This window comes from Desulfocapsa sulfexigens DSM 10523 (genome assembly GCF_000341395.1).
Lineage (GTDB): Bacteria > Desulfobacterota > Desulfobulbia > Desulfobulbales > Desulfocapsaceae > Desulfocapsa > Desulfocapsa sulfexigens.
Map to the genome: position 1 here is coordinate 2842895 of NC_020304.1, position 18213 is coordinate 2861107.

The 18213-nt window shown below is 44.8% G+C and carries 19 protein-coding genes; 14 read left to right on the forward strand and 5 right to left on the reverse strand.

Annotated elements, in window-relative coordinates; translation table 11 throughout:
- Positions 1-9: 9 nt before the first annotated feature.
- Together UWK_RS12625 and UWK_RS12630 are read right to left on the reverse strand one after the other, a co-directional pair.
- Positions 10-1479 (reverse strand): efflux transporter outer membrane subunit, encoded by a 1470-nt coding sequence (locus UWK_RS12625; RefSeq protein ID WP_015404769.1) that lies wholly within the window; start codon positions 1477-1479, stop codon positions 10-12.
- A gap of 68 nt (positions 1480-1547) precedes the next feature.
- Positions 1548-2246 carry a lipid-binding SYLF domain-containing protein gene (locus UWK_RS12630; protein WP_015404770.1) on the reverse strand — a complete coding sequence of 233 codons (699 nt, stop codon included), beginning with the start codon at positions 2244-2246 and terminating at the stop codon, positions 1548-1550.
- Between the two features lie 182 nt (positions 2247-2428).
- Between UWK_RS12630 and UWK_RS12635 the strand changes: the two genes are divergently transcribed.
- Positions 2429-3151, forward strand: a complete 723-nt coding sequence (locus tag UWK_RS12635) for a YkgJ family cysteine cluster protein (RefSeq protein WP_015404771.1) — start codon at positions 2429-2431, stop codon at positions 3149-3151.
- Positions 3152-3254: 103 nt separating this feature from the next.
- Here the strand turns inward: UWK_RS12635 and UWK_RS12640 are convergent, their stop codons facing one another.
- Positions 3255-4682 carry a tetrathionate reductase family octaheme c-type cytochrome gene (locus UWK_RS12640; RefSeq protein ID WP_015404772.1) on the reverse strand — a complete coding sequence of 476 codons (1428 nt, stop codon included), beginning with the start codon at positions 4680-4682 and terminating at the stop codon, positions 3255-3257.
- A 361-nt stretch (positions 4683-5043) separates the two neighbouring features.
- Between UWK_RS12640 and UWK_RS12645 the strand changes: the two genes are divergently transcribed.
- Positions 5044-7452, forward strand: coding sequence for a DUF3656 domain-containing U32 family peptidase (locus UWK_RS12645; RefSeq protein WP_041916977.1), 2409 nt, complete (start codon positions 5044-5046; stop codon positions 7450-7452).
- Here the strand turns inward: UWK_RS12645 and UWK_RS12650 are convergent.
- Entirely contained in the window at positions 7431-7877 is a 447-nt protein-coding gene (locus tag UWK_RS12650; protein ID WP_015404774.1) for a nucleoside 2-deoxyribosyltransferase, read from the reverse strand. The two genes, UWK_RS12645 and UWK_RS12650, sit on opposite strands and share 22 nt — an antisense overlap.
- Positions 7878-7892: 15 nt before the next feature.
- Positions 7893-8978: a ribonuclease D gene (gene rnd / locus UWK_RS12655; RefSeq protein ID WP_015404775.1), complete on the reverse strand. Its 1086-nt coding sequence runs from the start codon at positions 8976-8978 to the stop codon at positions 7893-7895.
- 98 nt (positions 8979-9076) lie between these two features.
- On the opposite strand from rnd, the gene UWK_RS12660 reads away from it, so the two are divergent.
- From UWK_RS12660 to UWK_RS12710, 12 genes are all read left to right on the forward strand, one after another.
- Positions 9077-10123: a microcin C ABC transporter permease YejB gene (locus UWK_RS12660; protein WP_041916419.1), complete on the forward strand. Its 1047-nt coding sequence runs from the start codon at positions 9077-9079 to the stop codon at positions 10121-10123.
- Positions 10107-11159, forward strand: coding sequence for an ABC transporter permease (locus UWK_RS12665; RefSeq protein ID WP_015404777.1), 1053 nt, complete (start codon positions 10107-10109; stop codon positions 11157-11159). The genes UWK_RS12660 and UWK_RS12665 overlap by 17 nt, the downstream gene beginning before the upstream one ends.
- Before the next feature lie 207 nt (positions 11160-11366).
- The gene (locus tag UWK_RS12670; protein WP_015404778.1) at positions 11367-12158 is read left to right on the forward strand and encodes an MlaE family ABC transporter permease; all 792 of its coding nucleotides are present in this window, start codon (positions 11367-11369) and stop codon (positions 12156-12158) included.
- Positions 12155-12940 (forward strand): ABC transporter ATP-binding protein, encoded by a 786-nt coding sequence (locus tag UWK_RS12675; RefSeq protein WP_015404779.1) that lies wholly within the window; start codon positions 12155-12157, stop codon positions 12938-12940. Before UWK_RS12670 ends, UWK_RS12675 begins: the two co-directional genes overlap by 4 nt.
- Positions 12937-13383 carry an outer membrane lipid asymmetry maintenance protein MlaD gene (mlaD, locus tag UWK_RS12680; RefSeq protein ID WP_015404780.1) on the forward strand — a complete coding sequence of 149 codons (447 nt, stop codon included), beginning with the start codon at positions 12937-12939 and terminating at the stop codon, positions 13381-13383. Before UWK_RS12675 ends, mlaD begins: the two co-directional genes overlap by 4 nt.
- Before the next feature lie 33 nt (positions 13384-13416).
- Positions 13417-14241, forward strand: coding sequence for an MlaA family lipoprotein (locus UWK_RS12685; protein WP_167320749.1), 825 nt, complete (start codon positions 13417-13419; stop codon positions 14239-14241).
- Positions 14242-14266: 25 nt separating this feature from the next.
- A complete protein-coding gene (locus tag UWK_RS12690) occupies positions 14267-14884 on the forward strand; it encodes an MlaC/ttg2D family ABC transporter substrate-binding protein (RefSeq protein ID WP_015404782.1) in 618 nt (205 codons plus the stop codon).
- Positions 14884-15318 (forward strand): Crp/Fnr family transcriptional regulator, encoded by a 435-nt coding sequence (locus UWK_RS12695; RefSeq protein ID WP_015404783.1) that lies wholly within the window; start codon positions 14884-14886, stop codon positions 15316-15318. The genes UWK_RS12690 and UWK_RS12695 overlap by 1 nt, the downstream gene beginning before the upstream one ends.
- 136 nt (positions 15319-15454) lie before the next feature.
- Complete coding sequence (locus UWK_RS18620) at positions 15455-15967, forward strand: YceD family protein (RefSeq protein WP_015404784.1); 513 nt, start codon at positions 15455-15457, stop codon at positions 15965-15967.
- Between the two features lie 46 nt (positions 15968-16013).
- Positions 16014-16202, forward strand: a complete 189-nt coding sequence (gene rpmF / locus UWK_RS19080) for a 50S ribosomal protein L32 (RefSeq protein ID WP_015404785.1) — start codon at positions 16014-16016, stop codon at positions 16200-16202.
- A 10-nt stretch (positions 16203-16212) separates the two neighbouring features.
- The gene (gene plsX, locus UWK_RS12705; protein ID WP_015404786.1) at positions 16213-17232 is read left to right on the forward strand and encodes a phosphate acyltransferase PlsX; all 1020 of its coding nucleotides are present in this window, start codon (positions 16213-16215) and stop codon (positions 17230-17232) included.
- Positions 17232-18206, forward strand: a complete 975-nt coding sequence (locus UWK_RS12710; RefSeq protein WP_015404787.1) for a beta-ketoacyl-ACP synthase III — start codon at positions 17232-17234, stop codon at positions 18204-18206. Before plsX ends, UWK_RS12710 begins: the two co-directional genes overlap by 1 nt.
- The last annotated feature ends 7 nt before the right edge of the window (positions 18207-18213 follow it).

Consider the following 18213-nt stretch of genomic DNA (forward strand, 5'->3'; position numbering starts at 1 on the left):
TGTGGAAAATTATTGTGGGAGTTCGCTGTGGCGCTCAGGCTGAGTGGTCCAGCCACCGGCAAGAGCTTTATAGAGACTGACCAGTTGAACAGCAGCATCGCCTCTGGCAGCATCCTGATTACTTTCAGAATTCAGTAGAGAGCGCTGGGCATCGAGTACGTCCTGGAATGGGGTAAGACCATCTTTGTAAAGTTTGATCGACATGCTCACAGTCTCTTTGGAGGCCTGTACGGAGTGGTTTAAGGCCTCGAGTCGGAGGCGCTGTTCATGAAATCCACTTAAGCTGTCCTCAACCTCTTTGATGGCGTTTAACATGGTTAGTTCGTAGGAGTAGAGAGCCTGTTCTGTTCTGGCATCCTGAACGGCAATATTCTGTCGTATGCGGTCCATGTTAAAAATGTTCCAGTGAAGAGAAGGACCAATACCATAGACTGTACTGGCAGAATTAAAGAAATTCCCGGCGTCTAAGGAGGCAAGTCCAAGTGAACCAACCAGAGAAAAACTGGGGTAGAGATCTGCTGTTGCAACGCCAATACGTGCAGTCTGGGCGGCGATTTTCCGTTCGGCGAGCTTTACATCGGGTCTCTGGCGGATACGTTCAGCGGGAATTCCAACAGTCAGTTCGGCGGGAGGAACTGGTATTGGTCTGACTGTGCTGAATTCCTGGCGGAGGATGTCGGATGGTTGACCAGTAAGGACACTGAGCGCTGTGATATTTTTCTGTAGAGCTATCCGCAACAATGGGAGTTCGGCTTCAGTGCTGGCAAGCTCACGTGTTGCCTGAGCAACGTCGAGATAGGTCGCAATGCCGTTTTTGTAGCGAACTTCCGTAAGGTGCAGCATGTCCTGCTGTGATGTGATGTTCTTTTTCGTTGTTTCCAGTTGTGCCTGGAGAGTACGCATCGAAAAATAATTTACTGCGATTTCAGCCCTGATGCTGATCAGGACATCATTATGATCCTCCCAGGATGCCTGGTACTCGGCAGTGGCAGCTTCAATGGAACGCCTTATCCTTCCAAAGAGGTCAATTTCCCAGCTGGCATCGGCTGAAAAAGCATATTTTGTCTCTTCACTGGTTGCCAGGGGATTAACGTTTTCACTCTCCTTGGCCCAGGTAACAGCACCGTCTGCATCAATCTCAGGATAGAGACCTGAGCTTTCAATGCCGAGTGAAGCACGGGCTTCTTTAACCCGTGCAAGGGCCATTTTAATGTCAAAGTTGTTCTGTTCCCCGAGACGTATCAGTGAGCTGAGCTGAGGGTCATTAAAGATGTCCCACCAGTGGCTGAGATCGGTCTGTTCGAAACGGACTCCGGGATAGATGATGCTGCTTATCTGAACAGAAGAGGTTCCCTTTGGGGCTTGATAATCGGGGCCAACCATGCAGCCAGAAAGACTCAAGGTGAGGGTGAGAAGACCATAGAGTATAGAGCGTTCATAATTCCTGTCTGGAGGGTGTTTATCGAATATGATGGACATTGAATGACAAAAGTTGAGTTTTGTAAAAGGATCAAAGAACCCTGCGCCATTGAACAGGATGAAATTGTTTAGTAGGAGACTTTGGTGGTTTTTAATTTGGATTGTTCAGCCATTGTTGTTCGCAGTGCATCAGCCTGTGGATTATGTGTTGTGTTTCCTATAATGATGTCAGCAGGAGAGACTTTTTGCTTGTAGTAGGCGGCATTCCATTTGTCACGAGGGTTTACGATTGCTCCTTCTATGGAAACCCCCAAAAATGCCCCCTTGGATCGTGCAAAGGCTAGGATATCAGCGGTGGCAGCTTTTGCTCCTTGTCCCAGGGGCCCGGCGGCAACGGTTACATCGGCACCGAGTTTAAAAGAAGTGCTGAGCATGGAATCCATACCCTTGTCTGTCATGACCATGAGGACAATCTCCGAGGCCTCACCACCAATCTGAAGACCGAAGGAGACGGCGCCCATGGAATAGAAAACGGGGTAGCTCCAGATATTTGTTTTCATATCCCGGGAAAGTAAAACCCCTGAACCACCTGACCCACCGATAAAGAAGCCAGCCTTCAGCATTTGAGGAACAATGAATACCGCCTTGGCATATTGAATATTGTGTTGAAACCACGTCATTTCCGGGTCATCGCCAAAACTCTTCATAAGGATTGTAGATTGATCAACGAGTGCCTGGATATCAGTATAATCATCTGCTGAAGCTGTACTGATCTGACAAGAGAAAATTGTGAAAAGAAAGAAGGACAGCAGCTTTTTGGTTAACATAAAGACCCCGCTGGTTTGTGCACTAAACAGTCGCTGGAGCTATGAAGACAAGATATTGTCTGCTTAGAAAAATATCGTCAAATACACTCTAAGTGACTATAGTGGATAGCATTTACTAATGTCAAATACTTTACCTGTTATTAATAATCAAGATCAAATTGGTCTTGGGAGGGAATACTATTATGGTTCCACTGAAAGAAGAGGTCCTGCTTGGGATCTATGAAGAATTTGAAAGGTGGGTCGATGAAGATCTTGCCTGTAAAAAAGGTTGCGCCACCTGCTGTACCCAGAATGTTGTGATTACAGCCGTTGAGGGAGAGTTCATCCATCGCTTTATCTGTGAAAAGGGCATGCAGGAGTGGTTTGCTGAAAAACTTCAGAAAAAGGCACAGACGAGAAGGCCTGAACTTACAACTAACGGTTTTGCTGCCGCTTGTCTTGAGGGGAAGGATGTGGAGCCGGATTCCTATGGCAGCAGTGAGCCCTGTCCGTTTTTGGAAAATGACTGTTGCACCATTTATGAGGTGAGGCCATTTTCCTGTCGCTGTTTTGCCTCCACTGTAACCTGCCGTCCAGGGATTCCGGCACTCATTGGAGAGCAGTATCTCTCAGCTTCAACAGCTGTAATGCAACTCATAGAGCATCTTGGCCAGGGTGAGTTTCTGGGGAATATGCAGGATGTTTTGCTGGCCCTTTGTGGGCTTCCTGAAAACCGAAAATATTTTGATCTTCTTCCTGCATCCATGTCTGACCAAGGGCTGGCAAATGTTGTAAAGGCATTGCCTTTGCCTGGTTTTCTTTTGCTTGAGGAAGAGATGGAAAAGGTGGCTCCTCTGCTTGAAGCTGTTTTTGCTCATACCTTAAAGGATGGCAGAACAATTGAAAGTATACTGAATAACCGTTAATCGCTATTTCGAACTCAGGAGAAACAAAAAAAACCCTCTTTGTATAAAAGAGGGCTTTTTCTGCTTTAGAGAAAGGGGTACTGCTCAGGAGTGTTGCATTGTCTTACTTTGTTGCCATTGGATCGCCATCGTAGCCAAGAGCTTTCCAGTCCATACGGTTACCACTTTTGTGGCAATCAAGGCATTTGAGAGCCTTTTCTTTTGGATCAACCTGATGGTTAATAGGCCAGTAGCTAGCGGTGGGAGCAAAATCAAAAGTTCCACTGTATTCAAGACCACTGACTTTCATGCCAGCAGCAGCTGCCTTGTTCCAGTCAAACTGAACCCAGAACGCATCGGGATCCCCTTTTGGTCCCCAAACTTTAGGCGTGATCAGGTAGTTGAATTTGGCGTCGTAGATCTGCTTTCCGGTGTGAATCTTGAAAGGCATGATCTTGGCATCGGGATCATTTTTGTCACCCTGAGGGGCATTAAGTATGGTTGTCTTGCTGGGGTCAATCTTGTCACCAATCATGTAGGTACTGGTTGTTCCATTGAACCAGGCATAGGTTGGCACGACATTACTTTCGTAGGTGAATTGGCCCTTCTTGAAGATATAGACGGCATGTCCATGTTCTTTAACGACTTTTTTCTCCTTTGCCATTTCTTTACTTGTCGCAGCTTTTGACCAGTCCCAACTCATTTTAGTTCCATCAGCCTTGGCAAAATGTGCGATATGGCAGGTTTGACATGCTATTTTTTCCGCATGGGCATTGTACTTTGTTGCTGTTGGAAAATAACGATGTGGAGAACTGCCGTGGCAGTCAGTGCAGTCAAGAGTACTGCCGGGGCTTGCAGAAACTATGAGAGATTGCCCTGGAATGTCGTGACTGTCGGTCTTGTGGCATTGCTGACAGGTGAAGTTAAGTCCCTTGGAATCCATGTGTACATCCAGATCCTTGCTTGGATTTCGCATGGAATTACTCATGTCTCCAGGTTTAACGTTATTTCCACCACCACCGTAGGCATGGCAGTTTATGCAGTTATCCCTGGTGGGCATACCTGCATTTTGGGCAACTTTCACAAGATCAACGGGTTTTTTGTCCATGCTTTCAACGCCGGTGAAACCAGCTGGCATTCCTGCTCCTGCACCCGGTTTTTTGTAAGTTCCCGTGGTGTCATGACAGACCAGACAGTCAACTCTTGACTCATCACTGAAATCAAAAGAGCCATCTTTCCAACCATAACCAACATGACAACTTGTACAGCGTGGTTCGTTGGACCCTACCGAGACACAAAAATTGTTGATCGCATTTTTTTTCCCGCGTGACACTGTACCTTTTCCAGGGACGGTCTGCATTTTCTCCCAGGTCCAGTGAGTGGTTGCCATAACTTCTTTGGCAGCGTCTTCATGACATTCAAGGCATGTTGCTGTTACTTCCATGGGGGTTTCAAATGGACCTTCGATCTGGTCGTGGTCATTGGCAAACCCCTGGGTGCTTCCAATGAGTGCTCCCAGGGCAGCCATTGAAATGATCGATACTTTCCTCATTTTTCTCTCCTTCCTTAACGTGTAAAAAGTGATAAAATATAGCTGCAGAATGGTCTTGATTCAGGCACACCCCGATGCTCAAATACTGCGCCGACAAAGGGATGCAATGAAATTTAACCATTGGCTCACCTGCAAAACCTGCCGTGTGATCATGCAAAATGAATGCCGATTTGTAAGGAGCCGTTTTTCTGATAGAATAAAAAAAGTGTTAATGTGTCTCTGCTTAACGTTAACGTGCCTGTGTTAATCTTTTGTTAACGGTTGTTGAAAGCAGATGTGTCTCAATTGATCCGAAAAGGAAAACATTCTATTGGTGTTCCTCCCCCTTGACATAAGTGAAACACAAGGCTTGTATATGCCGATGAAACCAAAAACACAAAATTATAGTAAACTGGAACTATTGGCACCTGCTGGTTCACTGCAATCTTTTTTCGCTGCAGTCGAGAGTGGTGCCGATGCGGTTTTCTGTGGCTTGAAAACATTTTCCGCAAGAGCCAAAGCCAAAAATTTCACCATGGAGGAATTGGTCGGACTGGCTGGGTATGCTCATAAGCTGAATAAAAAGATTTATGTGGCTCTGAACACCCTGGTGAAAGAGGATGAGCTGAGCGAACTTATATCTGTCCTCAGTGAACTGGAATATCTCGGTGTGGATGGTTTGATTATCCAGGATCTTGGTCTGTATCGGGTGGCCCATAAATATTTTCCGAAAATTCCACTGCATGCATCCACCCAAATGGTCATTCACAATCTTGCCGGTGTTAAAATACTTGAAAAAATGGGCTTTGAAAGGGTGGTTCTGGCAAGAGAGTTGAGTCTTGCCGAAATATCCTATATTTCAGAAAACTCTAATCTTGAAATAGAACATTTTATTCATGGTGCCTTGTGCTATTCACTCTCCGGCCACTGTCTCTTTTCTTCCTACATTGATGGCAGGAGCGGTAATAGAGGTCGTTGCATTCAGCCATGCAGGAGGAGATATCATCATGACAATGATTCTGGATTCTATTTTTCAACCAGTGACCTTTCTGCCATTGAGCTGATTCCCAATCTTGCCAGTGCCGGAGTGATGAGCCTGAAAATTGAAGGTCGTATGAAGAGTCCCGAGTATGTGGCTGCTGTGGTTTCAGCCTATAGGACCGTTATTGATGCTGGCCCTGGTGATGAAAAGAATGCTGTAAAACGTGCTAAAGAGCAGTTGGAAACGGCAATGGGCAGAAAAAGTACTTCTGGTTTTCTCCATGGGCCAGGCAGTGCTGAAATCCTTATGCCTGCTCGCAAAGGAGGGATTGGTAGAATTATTGGCCGGGTCGAGCGACTTCATGGGGATACTGTTTCATTTAAAACATCTGGCCGTATTCAAATAGGTGACAGACTGCGTATTCAGCCAGGAAATGACAGAGCCGGACAGGGATTTACTGTTAGGACTTTGTTTCTTAAAAACAAATCCTCCAGCGTTGCAGAAAAGGATAGTTTTGTTTCCATAACCCTTCCTAAGATCATAACTAAAGGAAGAGTGAGCGTCGGGGATCTGGTTTTTATGCTTGTCAGTGGTCAGTCATTTACCATGAGTGAGGAAGCATGTTTGAGAAAAATAAAAACAGCACCTGTTCCGGCCCGGAGCATTAATCTGTGTATTCAATGCAATGAAGCGGATTCTATTTTCACGGTCATGGCTGATTGTAACGGCAATGAAGTGGTGAAGGTATATCCTGTGGATATGGTTCCTGCCAATAGATCACCCTTAAAAAAAGAGACGCTATTAAAAATCTTCTCTCAGACGGGACATCCTGAACTGGTATTGGAAAACCTTAAAGCAAAAGATTTACCATCAGTAGTTATAAAACCGAGTCGGTTAAAGGAAATACGACGCGATTTCTATGCAATGCTTGATGGGATCCTAAAAAAAAGACACAGGAAAGATGCGAATCAACGATTATGTGTTGTTCAGAGTGATCTTTGTGTTCCAGGAAACCTTCAGAACAAACCTGCAAGCAGCCAGTTATATATTGTTACGGACCAGCAGGATGATCTCCATGTGGTAAAAGACCATCCTGACCTGAAATTTATTTTTCCGTTACGCACTGAATTCCTTGAAGCGGCTTTAAAGGTACCTTTGTCTCTGGGTGAAGAAAAAAAACGATTGTTTTGGGATCTCCCGTCCGTGATTTTCGATGATGAGTGGTCAAACCTTCAACAACTGGTAGATAGGGCGGTTGTTGAAGGTTTTTCAGGCTTTCGATTCAACAACCTGTCTCATTTTGAACTGGTTAGAAGTGTGAGGGATGGGTACTTTATCGCCGGGCCGTGGCTTTATGCATTAAATAGTCAGGCGATAGACGCGATTGAGGAACTTGGTGGACGATGTTTTTCCCTGTCCATCGAGGATGACAGGGAGAATCTGAGTTCCTTGCTGCAGGGAAAGACCTTGGGAAAACAGTTGGTGACAGTTTATAGCCCGGTGGATCTTTTCACCTCCCGTATTGCCCTTCCTGTAGAAGAAAAAAATGGAGTTTTCCTGAAGAATGACAGGGGCGAGAAGTTACATCTCACAGTGAATAGGGGGCTGACCATTACTCAGGCAGACAAAGCCTTTTCTCTCATTGGTTTGATTTCAGAGCTCCAGGAAATGGGATGTTGTAATTTTGTCTTGGACCTACGGGGAACTGGGCTGGCAACTCCAGGAGGGCAGGAGATTATGATGGCCTATGCTGAAGATAGAACTATTCCAGGCACCATTCTGCTAAACTATGAAAAAGGGTTGATCTGACTTTTGCTGTCAAAGAATTTCTGGAGGGAATGAGAAATGTATTTTTCCACTTCCTTCAGACTTGTGTATACTATCACTTTGAAAAAAGAATTGCCGGCAATCATGGCGGACAGGGAATTGTTTTTATTGTTACGAAACAGGCAGAGGCAGGGGATGTTGAGCTTTTCAGCAACAGCAAGCTCGTAGCCAACACCGAGTGATGGTGTGGAGACCTCAGCTATGAGCAGGTCGGCCTCTTCAAGCCATCGCATATCGCGAGCGTATATTTCTTTTTCGGAGAGAGACTGCTCTTCCTGCAGGAGTGTCTCATCTCCAACATGTTCAGTAAGAACCGTCCCCCGTGACTGAAGAAACTCTATTATATTACGGTATATTTCAGCGTCATCACGACCACCGCGGATGGCACCCGCAAAGTAAAAATTCATTGTGTTAAGAAAAGATTATTCCGATTCCATTTCGGCAAGAAATCTCCGCCTCCACCCGATTTTCTGGCGTGAGGTGGAGGTTGAGCTGTGTCGTATGCATTGCAAAAGCTCACTTTTGTTACCAAGGAGGGCAGGGTCTATGCCGCTGACATCGCTTTTCAGGGTAATATAGTCCTGCAGACCGGTGAGCGCTTTTTTTTCTTTGGTACTCAGTTTGGGGACAGACAGGAGGGGAGGGCACTCTTCTGTAGGCCGTTGCAACCCTTTATTTACAAGTTGAATCAGGGTGTCTCCGTAGGTTTTGACACTTTTTACAGATATTCCTTCGCATTGTTCTAAGGTGTCGGGACTTGTCAGTCGTTCTCTGGCTATAGAGAGAAGCACGGTATCTTTTATGATGTGACCGCGCGGACGATTTCTGTGTCTCGCCTCCGCTTCTCGCCAGGCGGCTAACTCCTGAAGTATTGCCAGAGACTGTGCCTCAAGACCTCCTGCTCCCTTTATCTTTGTGTAACGTTCTTCATCTGTGACACCAAGGTAGCTTGCCGGGTTGTCTAGTCTTTGCAGTTCTTCTTCCAGCCAGGGGAGCGTTTCAGGGAGGACGCGGGCAAGCAGGAGAACACGTACAGCTCGCAGGTATCGGACATCATCCATTGCATATAATGTCTGCTTTGAGTTCAATGGCCGCTTGAGCCAATTGGTACGTGTCTCGGTTTTTTCAAGTTTGATATCAAGAAGTAATTCGATCAGGGCTCCGAGGGAAAGTGTAGAGGTGAACCCTGCAAATCCGGCCGCTAATCTGGTGTCAAAAATATTTTTGGGATCTTTGCCAGTTGCAGTACGCAGGATCGTAAGATCTTGAGGGGCATCGTGAAATATTTTGACAACTGATCTGTCAGCGAGTAATTCTCCTAATGGGGAAAGATCGTCTAAAGCGCAGGGATCGATGAGGAAACATTCCTCATTGGAAAGTGCCAGCTGAATAAGCCCAAGCTTGGGATAATAGGTCTTTTCCCATACGAATTCTGTATCAAGGGCTACTGCGTTTGTTTCCTGGGCCCGTTTTATAAGGGCTTCTAGAGCTTCTGGTGTTGTAATCATTTGATATTGTCACATAGGAATGGAGTATATTGCACGCTAAAATTTATATTCGCAACTAGCCATATAGATCGAGAAAATACAAGGATTAAACGGTAATTTTGATTTTTTATATTTTAAAACGTATAGGGCTGATGATCCCGACTCTTTTCGGAGTGATGCTTCTCACTTTTGTTGTGACCCAGTTTGTGCCCGGTGGCCCGGTGGAACAGTTACTGGCTCAGATGGAGGGACTCGGAAATGGGGGAGAGGTTGCCGGAAGTACCTCCGTTTATCGTGGTGATTCTGGACTTGATGACGTACGGCTAGCGCAACTCAAAGAGTTGTATGGTTTTGACCAGCCTCCAGCTACCCGTTTTGTGAACATGATGAAAAATTATCTCGTGTTTGATTTTGGAAACTCCTATTACTATCACCAGTCTGTAGCTGATCTGGTGATTTCCAGAATGCCCGTATCCATGTCACTTGGACTCTGGAGCTTTGTTATTGTTTACGGAGTTTGTATTCCACTTGGTATCAGTAAGGCGGTCCGTGACGGTTCCCGATTTGACATGCTGACATCAACCGCAATTCTGATAGGATATGCAATACCTGGTTTTGTCCTTGCAATCGTTTTAATAGTTCTCTTTGGCGGTGGCTCATTCTGGAATATTTTTCCCCTGCGAGGGATTGTTTCCGACGGTTGGGCTGACATGGGTATGGTGCAGAAAATTCTTGATTATCTTTGGCATATGGTCCTTCCCATTACGTCAGGTGCTGTTGGCAGTCTTGCTGTAATGACAATGCTCACTAAGAATTCCTTTCTTGAAGAAATCCGTAAACAGTATGTTTTAACGGCGCGGGCCAAGGGGTTAAGTGAGCAGCAGGTGTTGTATAAACACGTATTCAGGAATGGAATCATCCCTATTATTACAGGATTTCCAGGGTACTTTATCGCCGCGTTTTTCACAGGCAGTCTGCTTATTGAGACGATTTTTTCACTCGATGGTATGGGGCTCCTTGCCTATCAGTCAGTGTTGAATCGTGACTACCCGGTGGTGTTGGGAACCCTTTATTTTTTTACTATTATCGGTCTTTTTTCCAGATTGCTTTCGGATCTGAGTTATGTAGTGGTTGACCCGAGGATCAGTTTTGACAGAACCGATTGAAAATCAGGGTGTGGAGAAGTCGATCAGTCTCTCCCGCAGGAGGTGGCGAAGATTCTGCCGTAACCGAAGGGGCTTCTACAGCCTTATTGTCTTTGCCTTCTTTTTTGTGATAAGCCTCTTTGCAGAAGCCATATCAAATGATGTTCCGCTTCTGGTACGATATGAGGGACATCTCTATTTTCCATTGCTGGTTGAGTATCCGGAAACCACTTTTGGAGGTGATTTTGAAACCGAGACTGACTACCTTGATCCCTATATTTACGAAAAACTTACAACCGATGGCAATAGTGTTTATTTCCCGTTCAACAGTCACAGCTATCAGAGTATAAATTTCAACATTGATGGTCCTGTTCCTTCTCCGCCAACAGACGAAAACATTCTTGGCACTGATGATCGTGGGAGGGATGTCTTTGCGCGACTTCTTTATGGCTTTCGTCTGAGCATTTTATTTGGTTTTGCCCTCACTACAGTAGGAACGCTTGTCGGAATTATTACCGGCGCAGTGCAGGGTTTTTTCGGTGGCAGGGTGGATCTGTTCTTCCAAAGGTTTATAGAAATATGGGGGGCGATGCCTGAGCTCTATCTGCTTATTATTTTTGCTTCAATTTTCAAACCAAGCGTTATGTTATTACTTGTGCTACTCTCGCTATTCAGCTGGATGGGACTTTCCGATTACGTTCGTGCCGAATTTTTAAAAGGCAGGAATATGGAATATGTGAAGGCGGCCAGAGCTCTTGGTGTTTCGAACGTGACCATTATGTATCGTCATCTGCTTCCAAATGGCATGACTCCGGTTATTACTTTTTTGCCATTCAGGATGTCTGCTTCAATTCTTGCTCTTACCAGCTTGGATTTTCTTGGACTTGGCGTTCCCCCATCGACACCATCACTTGGAGAACTTTTGGCCCAGGGCAAAGCCAATATTGATGCCTGGTGGCTCTCTCTTTCAACTTTCCTTGTCCTGGTCGGAACGCTTGTTCTTCTGATTTTTATCGGAGAAGCGCTGCGGGAAACCTTTGATCCTAGAAAAAACTGATTTGTGTTTTTTAGTATATTTCGAGTCAAGGGTGCAGATGTGCTTGTTTTCTAAATAAAAGAAGTTCTTTTAAAAGATCGGAATTATTCTCGGCCATTGACATTCTTAGTTACAGATTTTATCATAGGGCTGCAAAAGATTATAATGATAGACGCTCATTTCTTTATCATTGTCTCCTGAAACCGAAAACCACATGCTGTAACGCTTATGCAACTAAATGTCATATCTCGATTTGGAAGTACCGGACTTGTTGTGGTCACAGATATGGGGCGTATGGGCTTATATCTGCTCCAGATAATTCAGGGTTGTTTCAGGGTGCCATTTCGTTTCTCGGAGTTGATGCGTCAGCTCAATTTTATTGGTGTCGGCTCTCTTGTCGTAATCTTCTTCACCGCTGCTTCAACCGGAATGGTTCTTGGATTGCAGGGCTATTACTCATTACACAAATTTGGCGCTGAAGGAATGCTTGGCTCGGCTGTGTCACTCACTCTTATAATGGAGCTTGGTCCGGTACTTACCGCCCTTATGGTGACCGGTCGTGCAGGATCAGCCATGTGCGCAGAGCTTGGCATTATGCGTATTTCCGAACAGATCGATGCACTTGACTGTATGGCTGTTGATCCTTTCCGCTATCTTATTTCCCCTAAACTTCTTGCTGCCTTTATTTCCGTTCCGTTGTTGACTGTCCTGTTCGATGTTGTCGGGATAGCTGGAGGCTATGTGGCTGGGGTCCAACTGATGGGAGTCAATCCGGGTAGCTTTTTTGATGGGATGCAGCGTAGTGTGACGAACCATGATATTATGCTCGGTACTGTGAAGTCATTTGTTTTTGCAGTGCTGATTGTCTGGATCTGCTCTGGCCGAGGGTTTTTTGTTCATCAGATCAAGGGAGCAGGATTTGGGGCCCGTAGTGTGTCAAAAGTTACCACACAGGCTGTTGTCCTTTCTTCAATATCTGTTCTTGTTTTCGATTATCTGCTCACGGCCATCCTGATATGAATGATATTAGCATAGAATTTAAAGAGGTTGCAAAAGCCTTTGTTCGCGATAACGGCAGTAGGCAGGTTATTCTCGATAATGTGAGTTTTTCAATTCCAGCTGGTAAAACAACTGTTATCGCAGGGGGTAGTGGACAGGGGAAAAGTGTCACCTTGAAACTTATTCTTGGTCTCATGCAGGAAGACAGTGGGCATATATTTGTCGGAGGTGATGAAATAACCGGAATTCGAGGAGGTAAGCTTAAGGAATTGCGCACTAGATTTGGTGTCTTGTTCCAAGGGTCTGCGCTTTTCGATTCCATGACCGTTTTTGAAAATGTTGCTCTCCCACTTAAGGAGAGAACAAATAAAACCGACAGTGACATAAAAAAACAGGTGTTGTCCAGTCTTGAGCAGCTCGAGTTGCTCGGTCACGAGAACAAGTTTCCGGCGCAGCTCAGCGGTGGTATGAAGAAAAGAGCTGGGCTGGCAAGGGCTCTACAGCTGAAACCTGAGATTATGCTCTTTGACGAGCCAACCACAGGTCTTGATCCGGTGATGACTCAGGAGATTTATCAGCTGTTTGCAAAAACTCAGGAACAGATTGGCTACACATCTGTTATTGTAAGCCATGATATTCCCAAAGTTTTCAATCTCGCTGATCAGGTGATCGTTCTCCATAACGGGGAAGTGGAGGCTTTTCCCTCTCCTGAAGCGATACAATGGTCCAGTAAACCCCATATTCGTAAATTTGTGGAAACCACAATGGGTGAAATTTATCAGAGTCATTTGGTGGAACAATGAAAAACAGCGTAGAATTTTTGGTAGGTCTTTTTATGATTGCAGGCTTTACAGCATTTGGGTATCTGGCTCTGCAGCTTGGCGAAGTTTCTCTCTTCAGTGATAGTAAAAACTATACTATAGTTGCTCAGTTTGACAACATATCAGGTGTGAAAAAAGGTGCTTCTGTGCAGGTGGCAGGTGTGGTTGTAGGCCAGGTCGACAAAATCTGGCTTGATGGTACCGGTGTGGCTAATATAGCCTTGAAACTCTCAAAAGATGTTGAACTCGCCACCGACTCCATGGCTTCAGTCAAATCCCAGGGGCTTATCGGTGATAAGTTTATTGCTCTGAGCCTTGGCGGAGATGAAGAATCTTTTAAAGATGGTGATATTCTTACTGACACAGAGTCTGCAGTAGATATTGAATCTCTGATCAGTAAATTCGCCTTTGGTGATGTGAAATAAACTTCATCTTCTTCTTAATGTATGAAAACTCTATTGTACCCTAAAATTATAATTCTTTTTACTCTATTGCTACTCTTGTGCTGCAGTTTTGGCTGTTCCCAGAAAGGTAGTGCTGTAGCTTTTCAGGATGTAGTCATTGAAGATGACGAGGTGCCGGTTGATAAAATGGATATGCTCCTGAATGATGATTTTTTCGATGAGGAAAAAGTCGTAGAACAGATTTATTATGATCCGCTTGAGCCTATGAATAGGGTCTTTTTCGAGTTTAATGATAAGCTCTATTACTGGTTTCTGAGTCCATTGAATACTGCTTACACCGCTATCTTACCCTGGGATATACGTTTTTCTATTGGAAATTTTGTGAATAATCTTGCTGCGCCTATTCGTCTGGTGAACAATCTCCTCCAGTTGAAAATTAAGGATGCAGGGGTTGAGATATCCCGTTTTTTGATTAACTCCACACTGGGCGTTTTTGGCTTTGGTGATCCTGCCATGCTTGACTTCGGTCTTGCACCCAGAGAAGAGGATTTTGGTCAAACCCTTGGATACTGGGGGGTTGGCGAAGGTGTTTATCTCTGTGTGCCGATCATTGGGCCATCGAACGTCCGTGACCTGGTGGGGTTTACCGCAGATGCTTACACCCACCCCATGGTGTATTATATAGATGAACTCTATGTGAGTGCCGGGTATTACGCGGGGAGCAGGGTTAATCTGCTGTCTCTCAATCCTGAAGTATACGAAGATTTGAAAAAATATTCATTGGATCCTTATGTTTCCATGAGACAGGTCTATCTTGAATATCGCAGGAAAAAAATTGACGACAACCCAATGCAACGCAGAAGTGATAATGAGTTGTAAAATCAATCTTTGAGTGAGTGTGTTTATGATTAGAAAGCGATTGGTGTTTCTTCTGGTATATTTTGTTATCTTTTGCGCCCATGTTGCTGTGGCCTCTTCCAGTCCCACGGATTCTTTAAGACCCACCCTTGAAGGGGTGATTGATGTTATTCGTGATCCGAACCTTGCAGGTGTTGACCACAAGAAGGTGAGACGTGAAAAGGTGATGGCTATTGCAACCAGGGGGTTTGATTTCACCGAGATGTCTAAACGTGCTCTGGGAGCGACCTGGAGAGATCTGAGTCAGGAAGAGCGCCAGTATTTTGAAGAACTTTTCACTAAGCTTCTTGAAAATGCCTATATCGGAAAACTTGAAGGGTACTCCGGGCAGGAGATAGTCTATCAGGATGAAAGGATAAAAGGAAACAGGGCTGCTGTTGCAACCATTGTAAAGAGCAGTGATACCGCACCTTTTTCGGTAAGTTACGTGATGCTTCAAAGCGGCAGTGATTGGCTGGTCTATGACCTTAATATAGAAGGGGTCAGTTTTCTCCGTAATTACAGTGAACAGTTTAAATCAATTCTAAGGAAGGATAAATTTGCCGGATTGGTGAAAATACTTGAAGAAAAAAATGAGACTTTTGAAAAAGAGGAAAGCAACTAGTGGAAAGGTTCCTGACCCGTATTGGCCTCTCGGACGAAAATGCTTCCCATGAGCTTGTCTCTCTATTCACTGAGAAAAAAGTAGTGGGTGGTGACATCCTTTTTAATTATAATGATCCTGCTGAGGAATTGTTTTTTTTAATAGAGGGGCATCTTGCTGTTCATAAATATACTGGCTTCTTAGAAAAGACCCAGGTGATCGCCTTGATCGACCCAGGAGCTATCGTGGGCGAATGCGCTATTTTGCAGCAGCATAAGCGAAGTACCCGAGTGACGGCAATTCAGGACAGTAAGCTTTTGTGCCTCACAAAAAATAATTTTGTAAAATTCCAGGAAGCATTTCCGGAAGTTGCGAATGCAATCCTCCAGTATCTACTTTCTATTGTCAGTCTCCGTCTTGAAAAGACCTCGGAGCGTCTAGCTCGCATTTTGTAGTTCGTGTTTTCATGGTAATTCCTTCGGTTTTGTAATCATTTACAAGAATAAAATTTTTTTCTCGCCATTCTTGTGAAAATTGGGTATTTTCGTCAGTTTCGTTTGCACGTTTGATATTGTGAGTTGCTGAGGAAAAATGGAAATTCTACTTGCCGATAGTGCTGCAAAGAAAAACAGTCTTACTGTGAAAGAATTGATTCAATTTTCAGATATTGAACCTGAATTGAATGCTGAAGTAGTTGCCAAGTTTCTGGTTAGTCAACGGGAGGGAAACATATACAGTCTGGATGGCAGTCTTATCGCTGCCGTTGTCACATGTTGTGATCGCTGTACCAATACGGTTGAACTTAACTTTGAGCAGGAGTTTTCTTATCAGCTGCGAGTAGAAGAAGAACCACAAATGGCAGCTGAGTATGGCTTTGGCGAAGAAGACTGTGATGTTGTATATCTCAAGGAGTCCGTTGTTGAAAGTGGAGATATCCTGAGAGAACAGCTGTTACTAGCCCTGCCAACTACTTGTTTATGTAGTGATACATGTAAGGGCTTATGTGATCGTTGTGGGATCAATTTGAATGAAAAGCAATGCAAGTGTAAGGAGACTAATGAAGATTCTCCTTTTGCTATATTAAAAAAATTACAGAAAAATTAGACAATTCGTGTCGCTGATGCGGCATTGTATTATTGGAGGATATATCATGGCTCTGCCCAAAAGAAGACATTCCCGTTCCCGTACTAGAAAAAGAAGATCCCACGATGCTTTGACCGCACCAGGACTCAACAAGTGTTCAGAATGTGGTGAGGCTAAAATGCCCCATCGCATCTGCCCAAGTTGTGGTATGTATAAGGGTCGTTCCGTTTATAGTCTGGATGCCGAAATAGAGTAGGCTGTATATCATGCGCATTGCCTTGGATGCCATGGGGGGTGACCATGGACCTGATGAGCAGATAGCCGGGGCAATACAGGCTTTAGAAGAATCTGATCTAAAGCTGACTCTGGTCGGGGATGAGATTGCCATTCAGGCCTGTCTTGATCGGATGGCTCCGGCCGATGATGTCCTTTCCAGATTACAGGTCGTACACACTTCCGAAATGGTTGAGATGGGAGAGTCCCCAGTCGATGCCATCAGGAAAAAGAAAAACTCTTCTGTTATGCTTGCCTTTGATCTAGTAAAGAAAGGTGAAGCTGATGCTGCAGTCAGTGCTGGAAATTCTGGTGCCACCATGGCTGCAGCCATTCGTAAGCTCGGGCGCATAGAGAATGTGTCCCGCCCTGGTATAGCCAGCGCTTTTCCCACCCTCAAGAAACCTGTAGTGATGATGGATGTTGGTGCCAATGTGGACTGTCGGCCGCATCATTTGTTTCAATTCGCCCTCATGGCTGCCGCTTTTTCCCGTGTTTTTGAAATCAAGTCTCCTCGAGTGGGGATTTTAAGTATAGGTGCGGAAACAGGGAAGGGGAATATCCTTGTAAAAGAAACCCATACTTTACTTGCTAACAGTTCCCTGAATTTCATTGGCAATGTCGAAGGGCGGGATATCTTCCAGGGTAATGTCGACGTGATTGTTTGCGATGGCTTTGTAGGAAATGTTTGTCTGAAAGTCAGTGAAGGCCTTATTGAAGCTGCCACCGAGACGCTACGTGAAGGTATCATGAACTCCATGAAGGCTAAGTTCGGTTATTTTCTTGCAAAACCCGTTTTCCTGAAATTTAAAAAGCGTATGGATTATGCTGAGTACGGTGGAGCACCACTGCTTGGGATAAATGGGACTGGAATTATCTGTCATGGAAAATCTAACGCGGTTGCCATTAAAAATGCAATTCTTGAAGCTGCCAAAATTGTTGAGATAAAGGTAAACGAAAAAATTGTAGCGAGCCTTGCCGAACATCCTGAACCTTTGGCGGAGAAGAAATAATGGGTGCGGTTATTCTTGGGACCGGTTCTTGCCTCCCTGAACGGGTTGTTTCGAATCATGATCTTGAACAATTGGTTGAGACCAGTGATGAGTGGATTGTGAGTCGAACCGGTATCTCGACTCGACGTATCAGCGGCAAAGGTGAAAATACTTTTCAACTTGCAACGTCGGCAGCAAAAAAGGCCATGGATATGGCCAAGGTCACAGCAGATGATATTGATCTCATAATTGTTGCAACCATGAGTTCACATATGCTTATGCCCTCCTGTGCATGTTTTGTTCAAAAGGAACTTGGTGCCCAAAAGGCTTATGCCTATGATGTGAATGCAGCTTGTTCCGGTTTTCTTTTTGCACTTGATAACGGTGACAAACATCTCCGTGTTGAGCGGCAGCAAAAAATTCTCATAATTGGAACAGAGACGCTGTCAAGTCGAACAAACTGGAAAGACAGAAATACCTGTATTTTGTTTGGCGATGGTGCTGGTGCCGTAGTCCTTGAGTATCAAGATGAAAATCGTGGTATTGTTGCATCAAGCCTTTTTTCCGACGGTACGCTCTGGAATCTTCTTTATATGCACACTGCTCCCTCTTGTAATCCAGAAATTGAGCAAGCTGACAATCCTGGGGCTCATATCCTGATGGAGGGAAGGGAAGTTTTTAAATATGCCGTCAAGGCCATGCAGGGTGCAATAGAAAATCTGCTTGTACGGGAACAGATAGATCTTGACGCCATAGACGTAATGATTCCTCATCAGGCAAACATCAGAATACTGAAAAAACTGGTCTCCCGCCTTGGTATAAAAAAAGAAAAAGTGTTCATAAACGTGCAGAAATATGGTAATACATCAGCGGCTTCCATCCCGATTGCTCTTGACGAGGCAAATCGTGAAGGACGTTTGAAACGTGGTGATTTGCTTTTAGTTTGTTCCTTCGGTGGTGGGTTTACATGGGGAGCATCTTTGATTAGGTGGTAAAGAGGAG